The sequence below is a fragment of the Paludibacterium denitrificans genome (assembly GCF_009707705.1).
Lineage (GTDB): Bacteria > Pseudomonadota > Gammaproteobacteria > Burkholderiales > Chromobacteriaceae > Paludibacterium_A > Paludibacterium_A denitrificans.
Genome location: NZ_WLYX01000001.1, coordinates 2,521,243 through 2,536,748 on the forward strand (window position 1 = coordinate 2,521,243; position 15,506 = coordinate 2,536,748).

The window sequence follows — 15,506 nt, forward strand, 5'->3', positions numbered from 1 at the left end:
CAGTGCAAATCATGCACAAGAGGGAGAACTGACTTGAAATTTATTCTTGCTGTCTTAATTGCTTTCACAGCGGCAGGATGTGCTACTCATAAAGAGACTTTTACATCCACTAATCCTAATGAACTTTTTATTGGCAAAAAGCCTGATGGCTATCCAAAAACCTATATAGAACCATATCCGGGATACCCTGGATTTTGTCTTGATGTAAAAGAAACACTAAGAGAAGATCATTTCAAAGGTCAGACAATTTGGCTTAAGGATAAATATCTAAGAAGTGTGGATTGCCCACAATAATATTCCTTAGCCATACATCCCCGTCCACCGGCGATGTATGGCGTTCTTTCCCCTAGCTAAAATTCCGAATTACCAACTCCCCCGTTTCCTTGCGGGTAGCCGTTCCTCCCACCGTATAGCAGATCCCAACTCGCTCCATGGCCAGCCCGGCAAACACTTCCCGCATGGCGGGCACGTCATTGATGGAGATGATCATCTTGCCTTCGATGGTTCTGGCCAGCTCGGCCAGGCGTTGGTATTGCTCCATGCCGAACGCGTTGCCATAGCCCTCGGTCTGCCAGTACGGCGGATCGCAGTAGAACAAGGTATGGGGCCGGTCGTACTTCGCTACGCATTCGGCCAAGTCCAGATGCTCAATGTACGTCCGGGCCAGCCGTAGGTGGGCGTTGGATAGCTCCTCCTCGAGGCGCAGCAGGTTCAGCCGGGGCGCACTGGTGGTGGCGGTGCCAAAAGTTTGGCCGGTCACTTTTCCGCCAAACGCCATTTTCTGCAGATAAAAAAACCGGGCGGCCCGCTGGATATCGGTCAGCGGCTCCGTGCGGGTCAGTTGTAGCCATTTGAACATTTCACGGCTGATCAGGGACCATTTGAACTGCCGCACGAACTCTTCAAGGTGATTGGCCACAATGCGATACAAGTTCACCAGTTCACCATTCAGGTCATTGATGACTTCGGTTTTGGCTGGCGCCTTCATGAAGTACAGCGCGGCGGCACCACAGAACGGTTCAACATAGCAGGCGTGTTCGGGGAACAGCGGCAGGATGTGCTTGGCCAGACGGCGTTTGCCGCCGATCCATGGCACAAGGGGGTTAGCGTTAGGCATCAGGTATGTCCTTTTTATTGGCACTCCGGTGCTCGGGTCGTGGCTCGTGGCCCTGAAATGATTCAGTGCCCGGCATCGCGGGCACTTGATGGAGAGTTCGGTATAGCGGCCTTCGGCCAGTTTGCGGCCGCAATGGCCACAGCGGATGTCTTCCAGTGGGGTATTCATACTCTGCAAGTGCAAATAAACCCGCTAAACTGTCCAGGCTTTCGTGCACGAAAGTGACAGCCTCGGGTTGGCTTGCAGCTCACTCTGCGGGTCAGCTGTCCGGGTGGGTGTTCGTAGCACCCACCCGGTCGCTGTCTCTCTATCGCCTTCCGGCGACGCTTACTTCAGCTGCAATTCCACCAGCACACCCGGACGCAAGCACAGCGGCAAGCGGTTGGACTGGGTATGCAGATCCACGCCCCGGTCAAAGTCGGTGTTCTTGATCTTGGCGTAGTAAGGTTGGCCGATGGTGCCCACCGCTTCGACAAAGTCACCCGGCGCATCGTAGATGCGGAAGGTCGACATGGTGCCCAGCGGGACGACATGGCCATGGCCTTGGTCAATCAGCCGTTGCGTGCTCTTGCCATCCGCCGTCGGTACTTCACCGGTGTACTCTTCGAACGTCAGCCCGCCAAACTTGAAGCCATTACGGGTGTCTCCACCGATGTTTTCTTGTGCCGCCGCCCAGCCCGGAAGGCTTTTTCGACATTGGGGTGCGACGTCAGCGCATCAAAGAAATCCGCGTCGATCCATGCCTTGATACCGGTGGAAATATCGCCCAGCAGGTTCTTTTCAACGTGGCGGCAGACATCGGCGCAGGCTTTTTTGACGTTGAAGGCAGGATCGGACAGCTTGAACTCAACGACTTTCTTCTGGATGCTGAATTCCTTGAACAGGTCATACATCAGCTCGCCATTACCATCCAGAATCTGCCCCTTCGCCGCCCCCAGCATCATCCATTCGTGGGTCAGATCGTGGCGGGACTTCATATCCTGCAGGTGGTCGTTGACCACGCTGGCCACGTCAGCCACCGGATCGGTCGAGCCAAAGCCGCGAGACCCCATCAAATCGGCCGACAAGATCGTATCGTCGTGCGGGATATGTGGCACACCGAAGTAACGGACGTTGCGCGGGTTACGTTTGGTTCGCTGCCCCGGACTACCGACGTCCTGGTTGGCCAGCAGATGGATGCGGCCCGGGCGTATTCGATGGCAACGGTACGGGTGTTGATCCCCTTGCCCTTAAAGATGCCGCTTTGGCCGACCTTGGAGAAGGTATTGGGCAGCAGCTTGATGGACTCGGTCAGGCTGGCGACGTTAAAGCACGGGTCTTTCAGAATGTCCGCAAGCGATTGGGGCATTGTGTTGTTCCTTTATATAGGAGTCGGTGGCGACTATTCGCCAGCACGCTCGGTGATACGGATGCCACGCGCCGACAACTGGCGATAAACGTGGCGGTAATGGGCGGGCGCGGCCGACTGGGCCTCACTCAGGACCGGTAGCGAGTCGAGGGCAATCACGCAGTCACCGGCTGCAATGCCGGCATTACGCGAGGTCACGCCCGCGTCGGCGGCTGGCAGGTCATGGCGCAGGACGCCCAGCACAAAGGTCAGCGGGTCGCTCGCGGCGGCAGACCAGGGCACGGCCAGCTCATCCTCCAGCGAGGCCACGCCGAGAATGGTGCCATTAAGCAGCGCGTCCGGGCCGACCTGTACGGTTTCGCCGTATTCGTCCGGTTCGCCACACAGCGGAATTTGCGGTGGCAGCTTTTCAGTCACGGAAGGCATACTCTTCTCCTGTTAGTGCGATGCGGCTCGCGCCTTGGCATTGGCGAGCAGCGGGTTGTCGTGGGGTTTTTCTTGCTGGCTGTTCATCGCACGGCTGGTGGCATCCGTACCGGGATTGACCACGACCGGCGCTGTTTTGATGAAGTCCTGGAAGGCGCTCATGTCGGCGCTACACATGGCCTTGTAAAAACCACGGCTGGTAAGCGCGATCTTGCCTGCCGCCACCGCGTCATCCAGCTGCTTGTCGATTTCCGCCTCGGCCGTACCGGCCTGCAGCTGTTGCAGCGAGTTGGCCACGCGTTCGTATTCCGCCTTCGGCACAAAGCCGGTCATGATGCTGCTGGTCACGGCTTTCAGATCAGCATCGGCCGCTGCACCGGTAACTTGGCGCAAGCCATTCATCGCGGTGGTGGTGTCAGCACTGGCGGACTGCAGCGTTTTGATCGCCTCAATCACCGCTGCGGCATCGGCCGCCGGGTCCAGTCCGAGCAGTTCAATCAGTTGTTTCAGCAGGTCCACAGAGGTCTCCATTGAGTTAAGGGCACGTAAAAACAGGTTCGGGACATTGACGATGGCCACGGATATCAGCTTGACGATGCGGCCCGTGGCATCGAAATCGAAAACCGGCGAGAGATAGCGATACTTTTTAGCGACGACTTTCTCGGCCCCCTCCGCGACCCATTCGACACGCGCCCAGATCGCACCATCACGGACCTCAAGCTGCTTGATCCATCCGGCAGCCTCCGCCTTGGTACCGGGTCCGCAGGTCTGATGGTTGTAGTCGACAACGGGATCAATCCCCGCCGCCTGGTCAGCGACAAAGGACTGCAAGATGGCCAGAACATCGCTAAACCATGGCCCGCGCCCATCACGACCTTTAAACGTCCCGGCAGGAATGACCTCTACCCACTCGGGAGCCGAGTCACCCTCTGGCAACGAAAGGGTCAGCGCGTTAATGGCCCTGCCAGCGGATGGCATGGCATTGATGGCCCGAAAGAGTTTTTGAGCGGTGTTCATGCCCCGCATTGTGAGCGGGGAGAAATTGGGAAAAACGGGGGAAAGGGTTCGGTAAAACCGAGTGGGGATTGCCGCGTACCCTGTCGATAGCGTTAAAACCCCGTTAAAACTTTCAGGACGGCATTAGGACTGCCATAGATAAGCCATTAGGCGATGAGGATAAAACAGTGCGCTGTCGGCCATTTGTGCGGCTCAACGCCCCTCATCGTCAAAGTGACGCCCCAAGATGGCCAGCAGCTCCGCTTCAGCGACGGGTGCCAGCTGGCCATTCTCATCCACCGGCAGATAGGCCCGCGCCGGGATATACACGCCAAGGCCTCGGCCAGCCCTGGCCACCCAACTGCTGGATGGCCGCATAGGCATCCAGTCCATTACCCCATGGGCCGAAGGTCAGATGATCCGGCCCCGCTTCAAAGCTGAAGGCGTACTGGCGCAGATTGTTGGTATGGCCCTGCAGGATTTTCTTGTTGGCCAGCACGGTCTGGCCGCGCTTGGATAGCGAGCCATCTTTCTTGAAGTTCTTCTTGCCGCCGTGCCGGATATACGCCGCCAGTGTCGTCGGGGCGTTCGGCTCCCAAGGCTGGCCATGCCAGTCCTTCTGTTCGGCAAAGCGCTGGTCGGTCTCTGCCTTGGCCCACTCGGCAAAGTCCAGCAGTGCCGGTCGCAGGTTGTGGGCTTGCGCCAACAGTTTATCCAGTGCCTGGTCAACACTGTCGTTGACGACTTTGATTTCGAAGCTGTTGTCACTCATAATGAATATACCGTGCTGGAATACGTGAAATAGCGCTGTACGTATTGCAACCCCGAAAGGGCGTGCACACGCAGGGGGGTGGCGTCCCTCTGCTTAAACGGTTTCCCTCCTTCTATAGAATCCGCTTGTAAAGCTGCGGATTATCCAAATCCCGTAGGTCCACATAGCCCGGTGGTCAGCAAAGTGTTCGTCTGCAGGGTATAGCGCTTCCCTGACGCATCCTTGTCCTTTGTTCGGTAGTTCACGTTAATCGCTGCTTTAACATGTGCTTGCCATCAGCGGATTGCCAGACTGCCAGATAAACAGGCTCATCTTTGCCATGATCTATCTGCTGATAAACCCGCTCCGGCTCCCACATGCCCACGACAGTCTGCATGGCATCGTCCGAGGGTAATCCGCTTGTCAGCCTTGGCGCCGGTATCGCGCAGCGCATGCTTCACTTCACTATCATCGACCGACACCACCGCCGTGGCCAATGACTCGCCGGTGGCCTGCTCAATCTTGTCGACCAGTTGCGGTGACAGTCCGCCAATATGGATGCGCTGTTTGGTTGGCCGGTAGCCCGCCGGGTCCGGGTAGATCTGCTGGACCAGCGGTTGCCAGCGTTCCCGGACGATCTTGTCCAGTGCCTGAATGTTGTCGACCGCGCTCTGAATAGCCGCAGCCCCGATCCGGGCCGACGTTGTCGCCGCCTTGTCCAGCAGCAGGCGTCCAAGGTTCGCTTGTCCTGGGGCGTAGTCCCATCCGTAGTCGATGCCGTCGGGAACGGACACCGGTCCATCTGGCGTGTCCTGCTCGACGTACTGAATGGCCGGGGCTGTGTCAGGTCCAGTCTTGCCGTATTTCTCGCGCAGTTCTTTCTCGGATACACCATAGACCGTGCACTGGCAGCCCCAACCGTTTGGCGGGTAATGGGTTTGCCACCATGGATCATCGGCCCGCAGGACCAGGCCGTTCCAGTGCTAAATGCTGCGGCCGTGGATGCAGGACTGAATCGGAATGGCGATAGCGCCAGTAAGGCCGCGCTTTCAGCATGTCCGGGTCGGTCAGCTGCTGGTAACGGCCAGCGGCATAGCTGGTCTGCAGATTGGTCTGGTAGATGACGCGGGTTCGCCAGTTTCGACCACCCTTATAGTCCCAGCCGTGCCGGGCGACGATGTCGTCAAACCCGGCCCGGAAATCTTCCAGCGTCGACTCACCGGCAATGGCCTTATCGACTTCCTGCCGCAGATCCTCCAGCAGATCGCTGGCCATAGCCCCGGCCACGACAAACGAACGGTCGTGCTGGGCCTTCATGATGTCGGTCCATGTCTGGGTGGGCAGATTCAGCTTCTGCCGGAAGTAGTCCATCTGAACCGACCACGGTTGCTTGAACACCGCGCCCAGCAACGCATCATCGGCCATGGCTCACCTCATAACGACCGGCCAGCGCCGCCAGACTAAAGGCTGTGTTCATTACCCGCTGCAGCTGGTCCGTAGGCAGATCACCAAAGGCATTCACCAACCAGTGCTGAAACGACTCCAGATCGGGCGCATCGGCCAGTGCTTGGCGAATGACGGTCAGCATGGCTTCGACCGGATCTCCGCTCTGACGGGTCAGTTGATCCATCAGCGGCGCCATCGGGTCGATCTGTCCCGGCTGCAAGGCGTTAGTCGCCCGATAGTGATTCATCGCCGCTTGGGTCTGAGGGGCTAGACATCAACCGGTACCATCAGTGCTTCACCCGCTTTGGGGCGTTCCAGACCGAAGCGCTCATAGGTGGACTCCTGACCGACTGGCAAGTTAAACACGCACCAGCTTATCCACCACGCCAGCCAATGCGGTCAGGTCTTCCGGTTTGTTAATCCGCAAACGAATGGCCGGGTACTTTTGCTGCGGCCCCAGATTGAGGTCCACCACCGGCTTGACATAGTCGCGGGCCAGCGTGGCTTCCAGCTGCTTGACGTCGGCGTCCAGAATGTCTTCGCGCACTTCGTTATGGACCTTGCCCAAGGCGTAGGCGCCACCGCCACTGCTCCCGCCGGTGTTGGTGGCAAGCGTCTGGCCAAGGACGATCTTGCTGGTCTGCTTGTCGAGGTATTCCGTCAGGCGGGCATAGATATCGACCGAGGCGGTTTTATTGCTTACGTCGACAAAGTCGATTTCCATGTTCTTCGGGATGGCGGCGGCCGCATCCGTGCCGAGGCTACGCAGGGCCGTCAGCAGAGTTTCAATGTCCTGCGGCGTGGCCGAGACATCGTACTTACCGACACGCAGCGGCTGGCCATACGCCTCGGCAAACGTGACCCAATCCTTGATCGCGTAGTTGCTGAACAGAAAAGCCCAGCACGCCATGCGGGCCAGACCGCCCCGGATCAGCACGCCCGACTTGGCCTTGACCTTGTGGGTGATGAATTTATAGGGTGCCAGCGGATCGCCGTAGATGTTGGTATCCGACCGCAGATACAGGGTTTCCGGGTCTTCGCGGCGGGTTTGCAGCCAGTACGGTTGCAGGTAGGACAAGCCACGCGGCATCCATTGCCCGGCACTGGTCTCCCAGTCGATCTCATGCACGCTGAAGCCCTTGCCGATGGCGTCCAGAATATCGAACAGGTTTTCACTGATCGGGGCCAGCGCTTCTTCCACCAGTGCGGCGGCCTGCTGACTGGCGGCATCATCGCTCTACTCGACGTACAGCTCCAGACCAACCAGGGCACGCTTGCGAGTCGACAACTCGGAGCCATAGTGCAGGTACTTCTCTTCCATGTCCTCGGCCAGCCGCAAGTAGGCGCTGGCATCACCGTTCACCGCCTGACGCAGCATGTGACCCAGCAATTCCGGGTCAAGGCCATGGCTGGCAGAGGCAATGATCTGCCGCACCCCGGTGGTGGTCGGGGTGGCGATGGAGGTTTTTAACAGACCCATGTTAATGGGCTGACCATTATGGTCAACGAGTTGCGCCATGATTTACATCCTTTTTTGCATTGGCACGTCACTGCTAAACTTCAATGTCATTACTTGGAGACGGAACCATGATTGATATGATTACGGGCGCATTCGGCGGCCTGAAGTCTGCGGCGGAGCTGGCTCAGAGTTTGCTCACGCTCAAAACGGATTCGGCTGTATCGACCAAGGCCGTTGAGCTGAACAGAATCATTTTTGATATCCAGCAGAAAATGTTTTCCATTCAGGCGGACTATGCGGCGCTGCTGAGCCGCACTGGCGACCTTGAAGCCGAAATTCGAGATCTCAAAAGCTGGGAAGAAGAAAAGCAGCGCTACCAATTGCACGAACTGGCTCCGGGAACGTTCACTCACCGCCTGAAGCCAGATTGCCAAGGCTCCGAACCGCTTCATGACCTGTGCGAAAACTGCTATCAGAATGGCGTCAAATCGATCTTGCAGGCGGCTGGACATAAAGGCTCCTATCCATGTTTTATCTGTCCAAAATGCAAAAGTGAGTATTTGGCTGAACGACAATCCATGCCGTCCTATGTCGTCTCGCTGCCATCCAATCCCCGTACTCGTTTCTGATGGGCTACCGGTACCGCGCCCGAATCGGGCTGATGCCGCAAACTGTCCTCGCCCGATGCCCTTGTAGCCTTTGGTTGCCAGTGGCGCGGCATCAATCACGCGGGCGGCATACCAGGCCAAAGCCACCGCAACGGCCACGTCACCGTGGCGCTTGCCCTTGTCTTCGCCGGTGGTCCGGGTGTCAGGGATACGCGGAACCCCGTTGATGATTTGCACTGCCCGCATGTCGGCCAGCACGTCCTTGTCTTTCGGCAGACCATCCAGATCGCCGTCTTCCAGCGCGGCTTTGACCGGCGGCATGTTCTCCCGGTACCACCCTTCGGACAGCATGACTTGGTGGATGCGATCCGCGCCGTAGCGCTGCATGGCCACCTCGGCCAGAAACTGGCCGTTACCCCGCGCATCGAAGGCACCCCCGGCAAAGCCCGGCAGGGCATCCAGCAGATGGAAAGTGACTTGCTCTTGTTGGCGGAAGGGCACGTTGCGCATTTCCAGAATGAACGGCACGCGCCGCACCAGGTTCTGCAGTTCGATCAGCGGCACATGGACCGACAAGTCACCGCTCCGGGCGAAGTCCTCCCCGTCAAAGCTGCGGACACCCTTGGGAAGTGTGTCCAGCTCCGGCTGGAGCACTTCATCAATCCAGTCCTGGCAATGGCGCTCCCGCACATAGTCAGGCTCCAGCTCAAAGCCTTGGGGGCACTCGTAGCGCAGCACCGGCGTGTCGGCCGACATGCGCTTTTCAATCAGCAGGCTGGATAGCCAGTTTCCGCCGCTGTTTTTGGGGATGCAGCCGTACTCCTCGTCGGCCGACTCGGGGTTCGGGGCATTCTTGTAGAGGTCATCGCGCCATTTCTTCTCGGCTTCGACCGACCAGGTCTGACCGGTGACATAACAGATGCGCTTATAGAGACCGTCGGCAATGGCGTCATCCAGCGTGATGCGATGCACGCTGTAATCCTTCTTGCTTAAGCACGCGCTTCCTGAATCAGCTCGTTGAAGATGTTTTCGACACCGTTATGGGTACTGATCAGCCGAACCTTGTTACCCCACATGGTGAGGGCCAGCGCGGCCTTGAGCAGTTCTGCGAGTGAATCGTGGAAAGCCGCTTCATCAATCACCACATCGCCCTGCAGACCGCGCAGGTTGGAGGGACGACTGGATAACGCCTGAATCTTGAAGCCGGATTTGGGGAAGCGAATCATGTAGGCGAGGATTTCTTCCTGCTTACCTTCATCCCAGAACGTCTGTTCGTACACATCGGCCCGCGCCAGCTCATTGAAGGCTTTGGCAAACAATGCGGCGGCGGCGATGTACTCCAGCGCCATTTCCTTTTTGCTGCCGACATAGAAGGTATTGCAGCCTTGGCGGCGCCGTGGTCTGGCCGCCTTGACCACGTTGCGTGTAAGCTTCCGCCCACGTCAGACCGGTACGGCGTGACTTCTCCGCGATCATGATCTGGGACTCGTCCTCAAACCAGCGCTGCTGGTACGGCAGTAAAACCGGTTGATTCTCCGGGATGGCATCAGCCACGTCCTGCGGTACCACCACCCCGGCCAGTTCCATCTCTTCGGCCAGGTTAATCTTGCGCGGGCCACCAAGGGCTTTTAACGGGGGATGTTCCTGTTCGGCCATCACTCTTTACCCAACAGAATGCGGCGGATGCTGTTTTCCATCTGCTCGCTCATGCCATCCGAGCCACGCAGTTCTTCCAGCCTTTCTTCCTGCTCGGCCAGCTGCTTGGTGCGGGCTTCGCGCTCAATGCGGGCCTGCTCATCCAGACGGAATTTCTTCTGATTGACCGAAGCCCGGCTCAACGTGGCAATGTTCTTGGCCACTTTGGACAGCAAAGCAATGCGGTCTTCATTGGAGACATCCTCGTCACTGGCCTCCTGCAGGTTGACGATGGAGTCGAACAACTCGGTCTGCACCAGAGCGATCACCGCCTCGGAGCGGGCATCGGTATCGTCAGAGGCGCCTTGCGTCAGCAGTCGGGCGGCCTCGGTGCTGGCCTTGATAGCAGCGAAGCGTCGTTCAATCTTCTGGCCATAGCGGTGGATGGCGGATTTGCTGATGGCAAATCCCTTGTCGCGCAGGGCTTCTTCCAGCGCTTGGTAGCCGCTGAAATTGCCTTCAACCAAGGACTGGTCCAGCCACTCACGCACGGCTGATGGCAGCATGGAAACGCTAGTGCGTGCCGCCATGTCAGTTCCAGTACTTTTCCGGTCGACCAATACCGGGCTGGCAGTCGATGGTGTACTCGGCCAGATCCACGCCATAGCGGGTGATATCGGCCCACCAGCGGCCAGACGGTTCCTTGCGGACCTTCACCATGGCTCGGTCGACCAGATACTCCAGTTCCTTGCGCACTTCCAGTGGTGACACATCCGGGATGATGACGCGCATGGTCGCCTGAATGACATCCTCGACCAGTTCCTCTGGCCGGGCGTTATACAGGGCCAGCACCAGATACCAGCGCATGCTCTCGCGACGAACTTTGGCGGCATCGATATTCATTGCTGTAGTCCTTTCAGTTGGACGTTTTCAATCTTGAGGGCGATCGAATCGATCTTGGCTTCGATCACGGTCTGGTTGCGGACGTAGTCATCCCGGCGCACGTACTGCAGCGGCAATTCAGCCCGGAAGCGCAGGAAGTCTTTTTCGATGGTTTTCCAGCCTTCAGCCTCGCGCCGGTTCTGTTCCAACAGCGCAGAAAAGCGTTCATCCCAATGCGTACTGGAATCCTTGTTGGCCTTATCAATCGTCTCGAATCGCTGATCCAGACGTTTCTCAATCTCACCCAGCAACAGCTTGCCAAAGGTGAAAACCACGCCTAAAAAGCCCAACAGCAGGCCGACCAGATACCAAAACTCAACAGTGACCTTCACCGTGGCCCCCCATTTCGGCGCTCAACGGCGCTCTGACAACGTGTGCAACGCAGGCCGGGTGCAGCGGCCTGACGCTCTTTCGGGATTTCGCCCAGGCAATCAACACAGTGCGTGGAAGGCTTACCGGATGGCACCATCGCCTGGTGCTCCGCGATCCTTGTTTCGCGCTCTTCCAGCTCCAGTTTCTGGGCTCGATCAAATTGATCCATCAAAGGATGTCGTCGCCTTGTCGATCCACATTTTTGCCTCCTCAAACCGCTTGGTGGCTTCCATGGCCAGCTGGCGATTCCCGCCTAGCGGGGGAATCCGCTGGATCAGTTTTTCCAGTGCGGTGGGTGGCTTCAGACAGGTCATCCAGCAGCTGGGCTTGTTCGTTCTGACGGACGCCTAGGTCCGCCGGTGGGAGTTGAGTCATTTGATCTCCGATGCTTGAGTGTGAAACGTGATCAAGCTGTCAAACTTGGCTTCCAGTGCGCCGCACCGAGGCACCGTAATCACTGGCGTGAGCCAGGATGTCTTCTGGTGATAACCCGGTACCGGAGCTGCTTGATCGGCTTTTGCAGCATCTCCGGGCTGGGTTGCGGGCAGACCCGGATCACCTGCGGTTCCGTAGCCGAGTTCGGCTTGGTAGAGGCGCAGGCTGACAGGGCCAAGGCCAGTCCAATGCTGACCATCCATGCGTATCGCATCGGGAATCCTTTGCTTGAGTTGTTGCTGTTTGGCTTTGAGCTGGCTTTCTGTGGCCAGCAAGGTGACGCCTAACTGGTGAGCCAGCTGGGCGTACTTCTGGGTATCGGAAGCCGCCTTGGCCAGTTCGCGGGATTTGGCCTCAGCCTTCTGGAGCAAGGTCGACTCGTAATCCGCCTTTTGCTTGTCCAGCTTGGCTTGCCAGTCATGTGCAGCCGCTTGATAACCGGTGTGGTAGATGCCATAGCCAACACCAGCGAGAACGGTGACGATGGCCAGCGGTTTGACCCACCACGGCAACAGGGAAACGGAAGGAAGATTCATGCTGTCTGGTCCTTGTCGGCTTGCAGGTCGGCAAGCAATTGCCGCGTCGCTAAGCTGATGCACCACCCGGCTCACAGCAGACAGAAAGCCAAACACCGTCGACAGGATGGCAAACGGCATCGGGTGTAGCGCGGCCTGCCAAACCGGCAGCAGATCGGTGCCGGTTTGCAGCAACGCGGAGACCAAAGCACACACAGCGGATAGCAGCGCAAAGCGGATGGACCACAGGCGGTGCCAGACTGGGGCGATTGGATCGAAGCGCATTACACGCCCCCCAAAATCTTGCCGGACAGCGGCTTCATTCCACCTTTAAGCCAGTCTGCGACGGTGAAACCGGGGCAAGTCTTGAGCCATTCGTTGGGTTCGATGGTGCCGTCGTGGTTTTTGTCGGGCGACAGATCACGGTGGCCAACAATCCGCGCCGATGGATACTTCGCCGCCAGCGCTTTGATCAGGCTGGTCAACGCTTGCCATTGCAGCAACGTGAACTGGTCAGTGCCGACCATGCAGACGCCGATAGAGTTGGCGTTGAAACCGGACACATGAGCGCCGATTTCATCCAGACCACGGCCGGTCGACTTGCTGCCGTCAGTGTCCAGCACAAAGTGGTAGCCAATGGCTTTTAACGTGGGGTTAAACGCGGCGACAGCGGCAGGCTGACGGTGAAAACCTCGGGCACAGTGCCAAACATCAATGACATCGGCGGCCGTCTGGCCATTCTTGGCCAGCTGCTTGCCATTCGGGCTGGCCGAACAGTGGATGACGATCAGGTTGATAGCGCGGGGCATCATGCCTCCTCATGCTGAAAACATGAGGGCTATCGTAGGGATTCAGGCGGGACGGACGGATTGGGAAGGGGTTCGGTAAAAACAAAACCCCGCTGGGTGGCGGGGTTGGATGGCGGTTACTTTAATTGCTGTAGTTCTTGATTACTACCGGTTAGACAAGCTGTCTCAAGCTCCATGAACCGTGTTTCCTTTTGGTTCGCTATCTCATCTTGTCTGTACATCTCCTCTTTGGCTGCATCACCGTTCCCTTCAGGATTCATGGCACCCATAAAGGCGATATAGCTATCAATTTTTGCTTTGATGTAGTCATCAAGGACCAACTTGGCATCAACGGAACAGCCTTTTTTTGCAGAAATATTCAGCCCATTCTTCATGTCCTGCATGCGGGCTACCAAGGGTGACAGCTGAATTCTTGGCGTCGATGCTGCAATCTTTGTTATAGAGTTGAACTCATCATGCTTTTTCATCAAGGAATCGACATCACCTAATGTCAATTCCAACTCAGCTATCCTTGCCTTCTTTTCTTCATGCTTTTTATACAAGCTGGCTGCCGATGCCACGCCAATCACAGCGATCAGCAAGACCGATAATGTTCCCATTTTCATATCTATATCCTTCTTCCTAAAACAGCTGACCTTGGGGGATGTTCTCAGGCAGAAGCTCGTCGGCCTTGCTCAAAATCTCTTCGATCCGGCGGTCACACAGTTTGAACTTTGGCACCAGTATATTATTGACAGTGGCATTATGTCCCAGCTCCCGGCAGTGTCTGTCATAGTCTGTCCGAATCTCTGCATCACGTAGCGCCCGCAACGCGGCGGCGCATTTCGGTACGTATAACCGCGTGTTCCCGTAGTGTTTGGTCAGCGTTCTGGCTGCATCCACTCCCACGACCTCGGCCAGCGCCGAAAAATACTGGCCTTCCTGCCGGGCAGTTTTAGGGATCGGGAAATGCGTGCCACCCAGCAGGTCGACCAGCTTCATCGTCATGGGCAGGCTGATCAGCCGCACCAGTTCACGGGCGTTTTCCGGTAGCAGGTGCTGGGCACGTAGAATCGCGTCCTCTCTTACTTTTCCCATGCTTCAGTCCCTTTCCCGTGGCGGCGGGCATCGATTTCCAGCCCTATCATCAACCGGCGCAGCTGGTCATCATCCAGCCGAGGCCACCTTCTCAACCTTGAACATTCTGAGCGCCATTCCATCGGCGTAGTCCCATGGCCGTTTCTGGTCAGCCAGCAGAGCCTCAACCTTGGCCATGTAGCGCTTGCGGTCATCTTGGGGCGTGGGGCGTTTACCGATGTTTCGCACTGTCTTTTGCACAAAGCCAAGGCGCTTCATCTCGGCCAGTACGTCATCCAGTTGCTGCAAGGTCAGCTTGGTGCTGCTGGTCTTGCCTTCGGCCAGACGGGCGAGCATGGCCCGATAGCTGTCATCCGCCATCTGCAGCTGCTGCTTGGCGATATGAATCTTGGAGATCATCGCCTTGCGTCGGTCTGTCATTGTTCTTCTCCTGGTCAGACTCAATGCACGCGTGAGTGGCCATGCTTGCTTTATCAGAGGACGGCACTCCTGTCGTTGGTCGGAGGCTGGCCACTCACGGCTGCATTGAGGGTTAAAACACGTTGCGGAGCCTGTAACGCAGGCTCGACACCGGGTTCTAAGCAGTGGCCTCTTCGGGGGCGATCTGGATGGAATCGCAGACCTTGCACAGGTGGTTGATAGCGGAGCGGCCACTTGCCCAGGTGATGTCGTAAAGCGTGAAGGTCGCGGTCCAGTAGCGATCTTCAACACACATTTTTTTGAAGTAGCGCTTGCCTACGGCTTTCTCCATGGCCGCCTTATCTTTCTTTGGGCAAGCTGGACGGACTTGCTTGTTCAAGAATTTCTGTTCGGGATGCTCCTCCTTACCCGACACCCACTTACTCTCCCAGCGACCATCCACATACGTGACCACGCGATAGCGCATGCCCTTGCAAAGCTTCACTACCAATTCCACTTTGTGGCCATCACATAGGAGGCTTACCCGGCCCCACGGTCTAGCCAGCTTGTCGATCAGTTCCTGTTTCTGTTCTTTGGTCAGTTTCATATTTTTCCTCGGCTGCTCATCAGTGCCCGGCCACCACGCCAGACAGACCGCCTCACGGCGGTTTCGCGTATCCCGTTCGGGTAAGATGGCAGTGCATGCAGTCAACGTGCACTTCATTCACCATCGTGGGAGTTCATCTATGTCAAATCAGCAAGACGCCACTAACCTCAACGTTCAAGAACGGCTCCGCACTCTTGAGGTGCAGCAGCAAGTCATGACCAGCTTGCTTATTTCTCTTCTCTCGACCCATTCGAATCCAAGCGCCGCCAAAAAAGTTTTCCAAATAAGTAGCGAACACCTCGTTTCCAACTGGCTCTCCAGCGCCCTACAGGAGAGTTGGATTGAGCAAGGAGTTGCTTTCCGCGACATGCTGCTTCACTACTTTCCCGAGCCCACTGAATGAACCGATCTGTATTGATTTCTTGGTTTTTCTGCATCATTGATCCTTGATTTCATCTGTCTGGCTGCTCATCAGTGCCGGCCACCACGCCCGGCAGACCACCCTTGCGGGCGGTTTCGCTGGGTTAAGCGATGGCGTCTTTCAGTGACTTGGATGGAGCAAAA

General features: G+C 57.2%; 24 protein-coding genes, 2 other RNA genes and 1 pseudogene. 2 read left to right on the forward strand and 25 right to left on the reverse strand.

The window, feature by feature from the left end:
* Nucleotides 1-33: 33 nt before the first annotated feature.
* The gene (locus GKE73_RS16290; RefSeq protein WP_230370765.1) at nucleotides 34-294 is read left to right on the forward strand and encodes a hypothetical protein; all 261 of its coding nucleotides are present in this window, start codon (nucleotides 34-36) and stop codon (nucleotides 292-294) included.
* A 52-nt stretch (nucleotides 295-346) separates the two neighbouring features.
* On the opposite strand, the gene GKE73_RS16295 is transcribed toward GKE73_RS16290, so the two are convergent.
* From GKE73_RS16295 to GKE73_RS16410, 24 genes and pseudogenes are all read right to left on the reverse strand, one after another.
* Nucleotides 347-1,285 (reverse strand): DNA adenine methylase, encoded by a 939-nt coding sequence (locus tag GKE73_RS16295; protein ID WP_230370766.1) that lies wholly within the window; start codon nucleotides 1,283-1,285, stop codon nucleotides 347-349.
* A gap of 159 nt (nucleotides 1,286-1,444) precedes the next feature.
* Nucleotides 1,445-2,465 (reverse strand): annotated as a pseudogene (locus GKE73_RS16305) (major capsid protein).
* 33 nt (nucleotides 2,466-2,498) lie between these two features.
* Entirely contained in the window at nucleotides 2,499-2,891 is a 393-nt protein-coding gene (locus tag GKE73_RS16315) for a hypothetical protein (protein ID WP_230370768.1), read from the reverse strand.
* Between the two features lie 12 nt (nucleotides 2,892-2,903).
* On the reverse strand, nucleotides 2,904-3,917 hold the full coding sequence (locus tag GKE73_RS16320) for a phage protease (RefSeq protein ID WP_230370769.1): 1,014 nt from the start codon (nucleotides 3,915-3,917) through the stop codon (nucleotides 2,904-2,906).
* A gap of 262 nt (nucleotides 3,918-4,179) precedes the next feature.
* Nucleotides 4,180-4,659 (reverse strand): phage virion morphogenesis family protein, encoded by a 480-nt coding sequence (locus tag GKE73_RS16325; protein WP_230370770.1) that lies wholly within the window; start codon nucleotides 4,657-4,659, stop codon nucleotides 4,180-4,182.
* 308 nt (nucleotides 4,660-4,967) lie between these two features.
* Complete coding sequence (locus tag GKE73_RS16330; protein WP_230370771.1) at nucleotides 4,968-5,432, reverse strand: hypothetical protein; 465 nt, start codon at nucleotides 5,430-5,432, stop codon at nucleotides 4,968-4,970.
* A gap of 157 nt (nucleotides 5,433-5,589) precedes the next feature.
* The gene (locus GKE73_RS16335; protein ID WP_230370772.1) at nucleotides 5,590-6,063 is read right to left on the reverse strand and encodes a phage head morphogenesis protein; all 474 of its coding nucleotides are present in this window, start codon (nucleotides 6,061-6,063) and stop codon (nucleotides 5,590-5,592) included.
* Nucleotides 6,053-6,331 carry a hypothetical protein gene (locus tag GKE73_RS26700; RefSeq protein WP_446686338.1) on the reverse strand — a complete coding sequence of 93 codons (279 nt, stop codon included), beginning with the start codon at nucleotides 6,329-6,331 and terminating at the stop codon, nucleotides 6,053-6,055. Before GKE73_RS26700 ends, GKE73_RS16335 begins: the two co-directional genes overlap by 11 nt.
* 111 nt (nucleotides 6,332-6,442) lie before the next feature.
* Nucleotides 6,443-7,285, reverse strand: a complete 843-nt coding sequence (locus GKE73_RS26705; protein WP_446686339.1) for a phage portal protein family protein — start codon at nucleotides 7,283-7,285, stop codon at nucleotides 6,443-6,445.
* 36 nt (nucleotides 7,286-7,321) lie between these two features.
* On the reverse strand, nucleotides 7,322-7,603 hold the full coding sequence (locus GKE73_RS26710) for a hypothetical protein (RefSeq protein ID WP_446686340.1): 282 nt from the start codon (nucleotides 7,601-7,603) through the stop codon (nucleotides 7,322-7,324).
* Nucleotides 7,604-7,653: 50 nt separating this feature from the next.
* A complete protein-coding gene (locus GKE73_RS16345) occupies nucleotides 7,654-9,123 on the reverse strand; it encodes a hypothetical protein (protein WP_230370773.1) in 1,470 nt (489 codons plus the stop codon).
* Between the two features lie 17 nt (nucleotides 9,124-9,140).
* On the reverse strand, nucleotides 9,141-9,500 hold the full coding sequence (locus GKE73_RS16350; protein WP_230370774.1) for a hypothetical protein: 360 nt from the start codon (nucleotides 9,498-9,500) through the stop codon (nucleotides 9,141-9,143).
* On the reverse strand, nucleotides 9,448-9,807 hold the full coding sequence (locus tag GKE73_RS16355) for a hypothetical protein (protein ID WP_230370775.1): 360 nt from the start codon (nucleotides 9,805-9,807) through the stop codon (nucleotides 9,448-9,450). The genes GKE73_RS16350 and GKE73_RS16355 overlap by 53 nt, the downstream gene beginning before the upstream one ends.
* Nucleotides 9,807-10,376 (reverse strand): DUF3486 family protein, encoded by a 570-nt coding sequence (locus GKE73_RS16360; RefSeq protein WP_230370776.1) that lies wholly within the window; start codon nucleotides 10,374-10,376, stop codon nucleotides 9,807-9,809. Before GKE73_RS16360 ends, GKE73_RS16355 begins: the two co-directional genes overlap by 1 nt.
* Nucleotide 10,377: 1 nt before the next feature.
* Complete coding sequence (locus tag GKE73_RS16365; RefSeq protein ID WP_230368970.1) at nucleotides 10,378-10,689, reverse strand: hypothetical protein; 312 nt, start codon at nucleotides 10,687-10,689, stop codon at nucleotides 10,378-10,380.
* Nucleotides 10,686-11,060: a hypothetical protein gene (locus GKE73_RS16370; RefSeq protein WP_230370777.1), complete on the reverse strand. Its 375-nt coding sequence runs from the start codon at nucleotides 11,058-11,060 to the stop codon at nucleotides 10,686-10,688. Before GKE73_RS16370 ends, GKE73_RS16365 begins: the two co-directional genes overlap by 4 nt.
* Nucleotides 11,061-11,255: 195 nt before the next feature.
* Complete coding sequence (locus GKE73_RS16375) at nucleotides 11,256-11,414, reverse strand: hypothetical protein (protein WP_230370778.1); 159 nt, start codon at nucleotides 11,412-11,414, stop codon at nucleotides 11,256-11,258.
* A gap of 57 nt (nucleotides 11,415-11,471) precedes the next feature.
* Nucleotides 11,472-12,335, reverse strand: a complete 864-nt coding sequence (locus GKE73_RS16380) for a DUF7940 domain-containing protein (protein WP_230370779.1) — start codon at nucleotides 12,333-12,335, stop codon at nucleotides 11,472-11,474.
* Nucleotides 12,335-12,859, reverse strand: a complete 525-nt coding sequence (locus tag GKE73_RS16385; protein ID WP_230370780.1) for an N-acetylmuramoyl-L-alanine amidase — start codon at nucleotides 12,857-12,859, stop codon at nucleotides 12,335-12,337. The genes GKE73_RS16380 and GKE73_RS16385 overlap by 1 nt, the downstream gene beginning before the upstream one ends.
* A gap of 116 nt (nucleotides 12,860-12,975) precedes the next feature.
* Nucleotides 12,976-13,464 (reverse strand): hypothetical protein, encoded by a 489-nt coding sequence (locus GKE73_RS16390; protein ID WP_230370781.1) that lies wholly within the window; start codon nucleotides 13,462-13,464, stop codon nucleotides 12,976-12,978.
* Nucleotides 13,465-13,480: 16 nt separating this feature from the next.
* Nucleotides 13,481-13,936, reverse strand: coding sequence for a Mor transcription activator family protein (locus tag GKE73_RS16395; RefSeq protein ID WP_230370782.1), 456 nt, complete (start codon nucleotides 13,934-13,936; stop codon nucleotides 13,481-13,483).
* A gap of 69 nt (nucleotides 13,937-14,005) precedes the next feature.
* Entirely contained in the window at nucleotides 14,006-14,356 is a 351-nt protein-coding gene (locus tag GKE73_RS16400) for a gp16 family protein (protein ID WP_230370783.1), read from the reverse strand.
* Between the two features lie 157 nt (nucleotides 14,357-14,513).
* A complete protein-coding gene (locus tag GKE73_RS16405; protein ID WP_230370784.1) occupies nucleotides 14,514-14,942 on the reverse strand; it encodes a hypothetical protein in 429 nt (142 codons plus the stop codon).
* A 6-nt stretch (nucleotides 14,943-14,948) separates the two neighbouring features.
* Nucleotides 14,949-15,011, reverse strand: an RNA gene (locus GKE73_RS16410) — hammerhead ribozyme type II.
* Nucleotides 15,012-15,081: 70 nt separating this feature from the next.
* Here GKE73_RS16410 and GKE73_RS16415 point away from each other — a divergent pair.
* Complete coding sequence (locus tag GKE73_RS16415) at nucleotides 15,082-15,345, forward strand: hypothetical protein (RefSeq protein WP_230370785.1); 264 nt, start codon at nucleotides 15,082-15,084, stop codon at nucleotides 15,343-15,345.
* A gap of 55 nt (nucleotides 15,346-15,400) precedes the next feature.
* Here the strand turns inward: GKE73_RS16415 and GKE73_RS16420 are convergent.
* Nucleotides 15,401-15,464, reverse strand: an RNA gene (locus GKE73_RS16420) — hammerhead ribozyme type II.
* Between the last annotated feature and the right edge of the window lie 42 nt (nucleotides 15,465-15,506).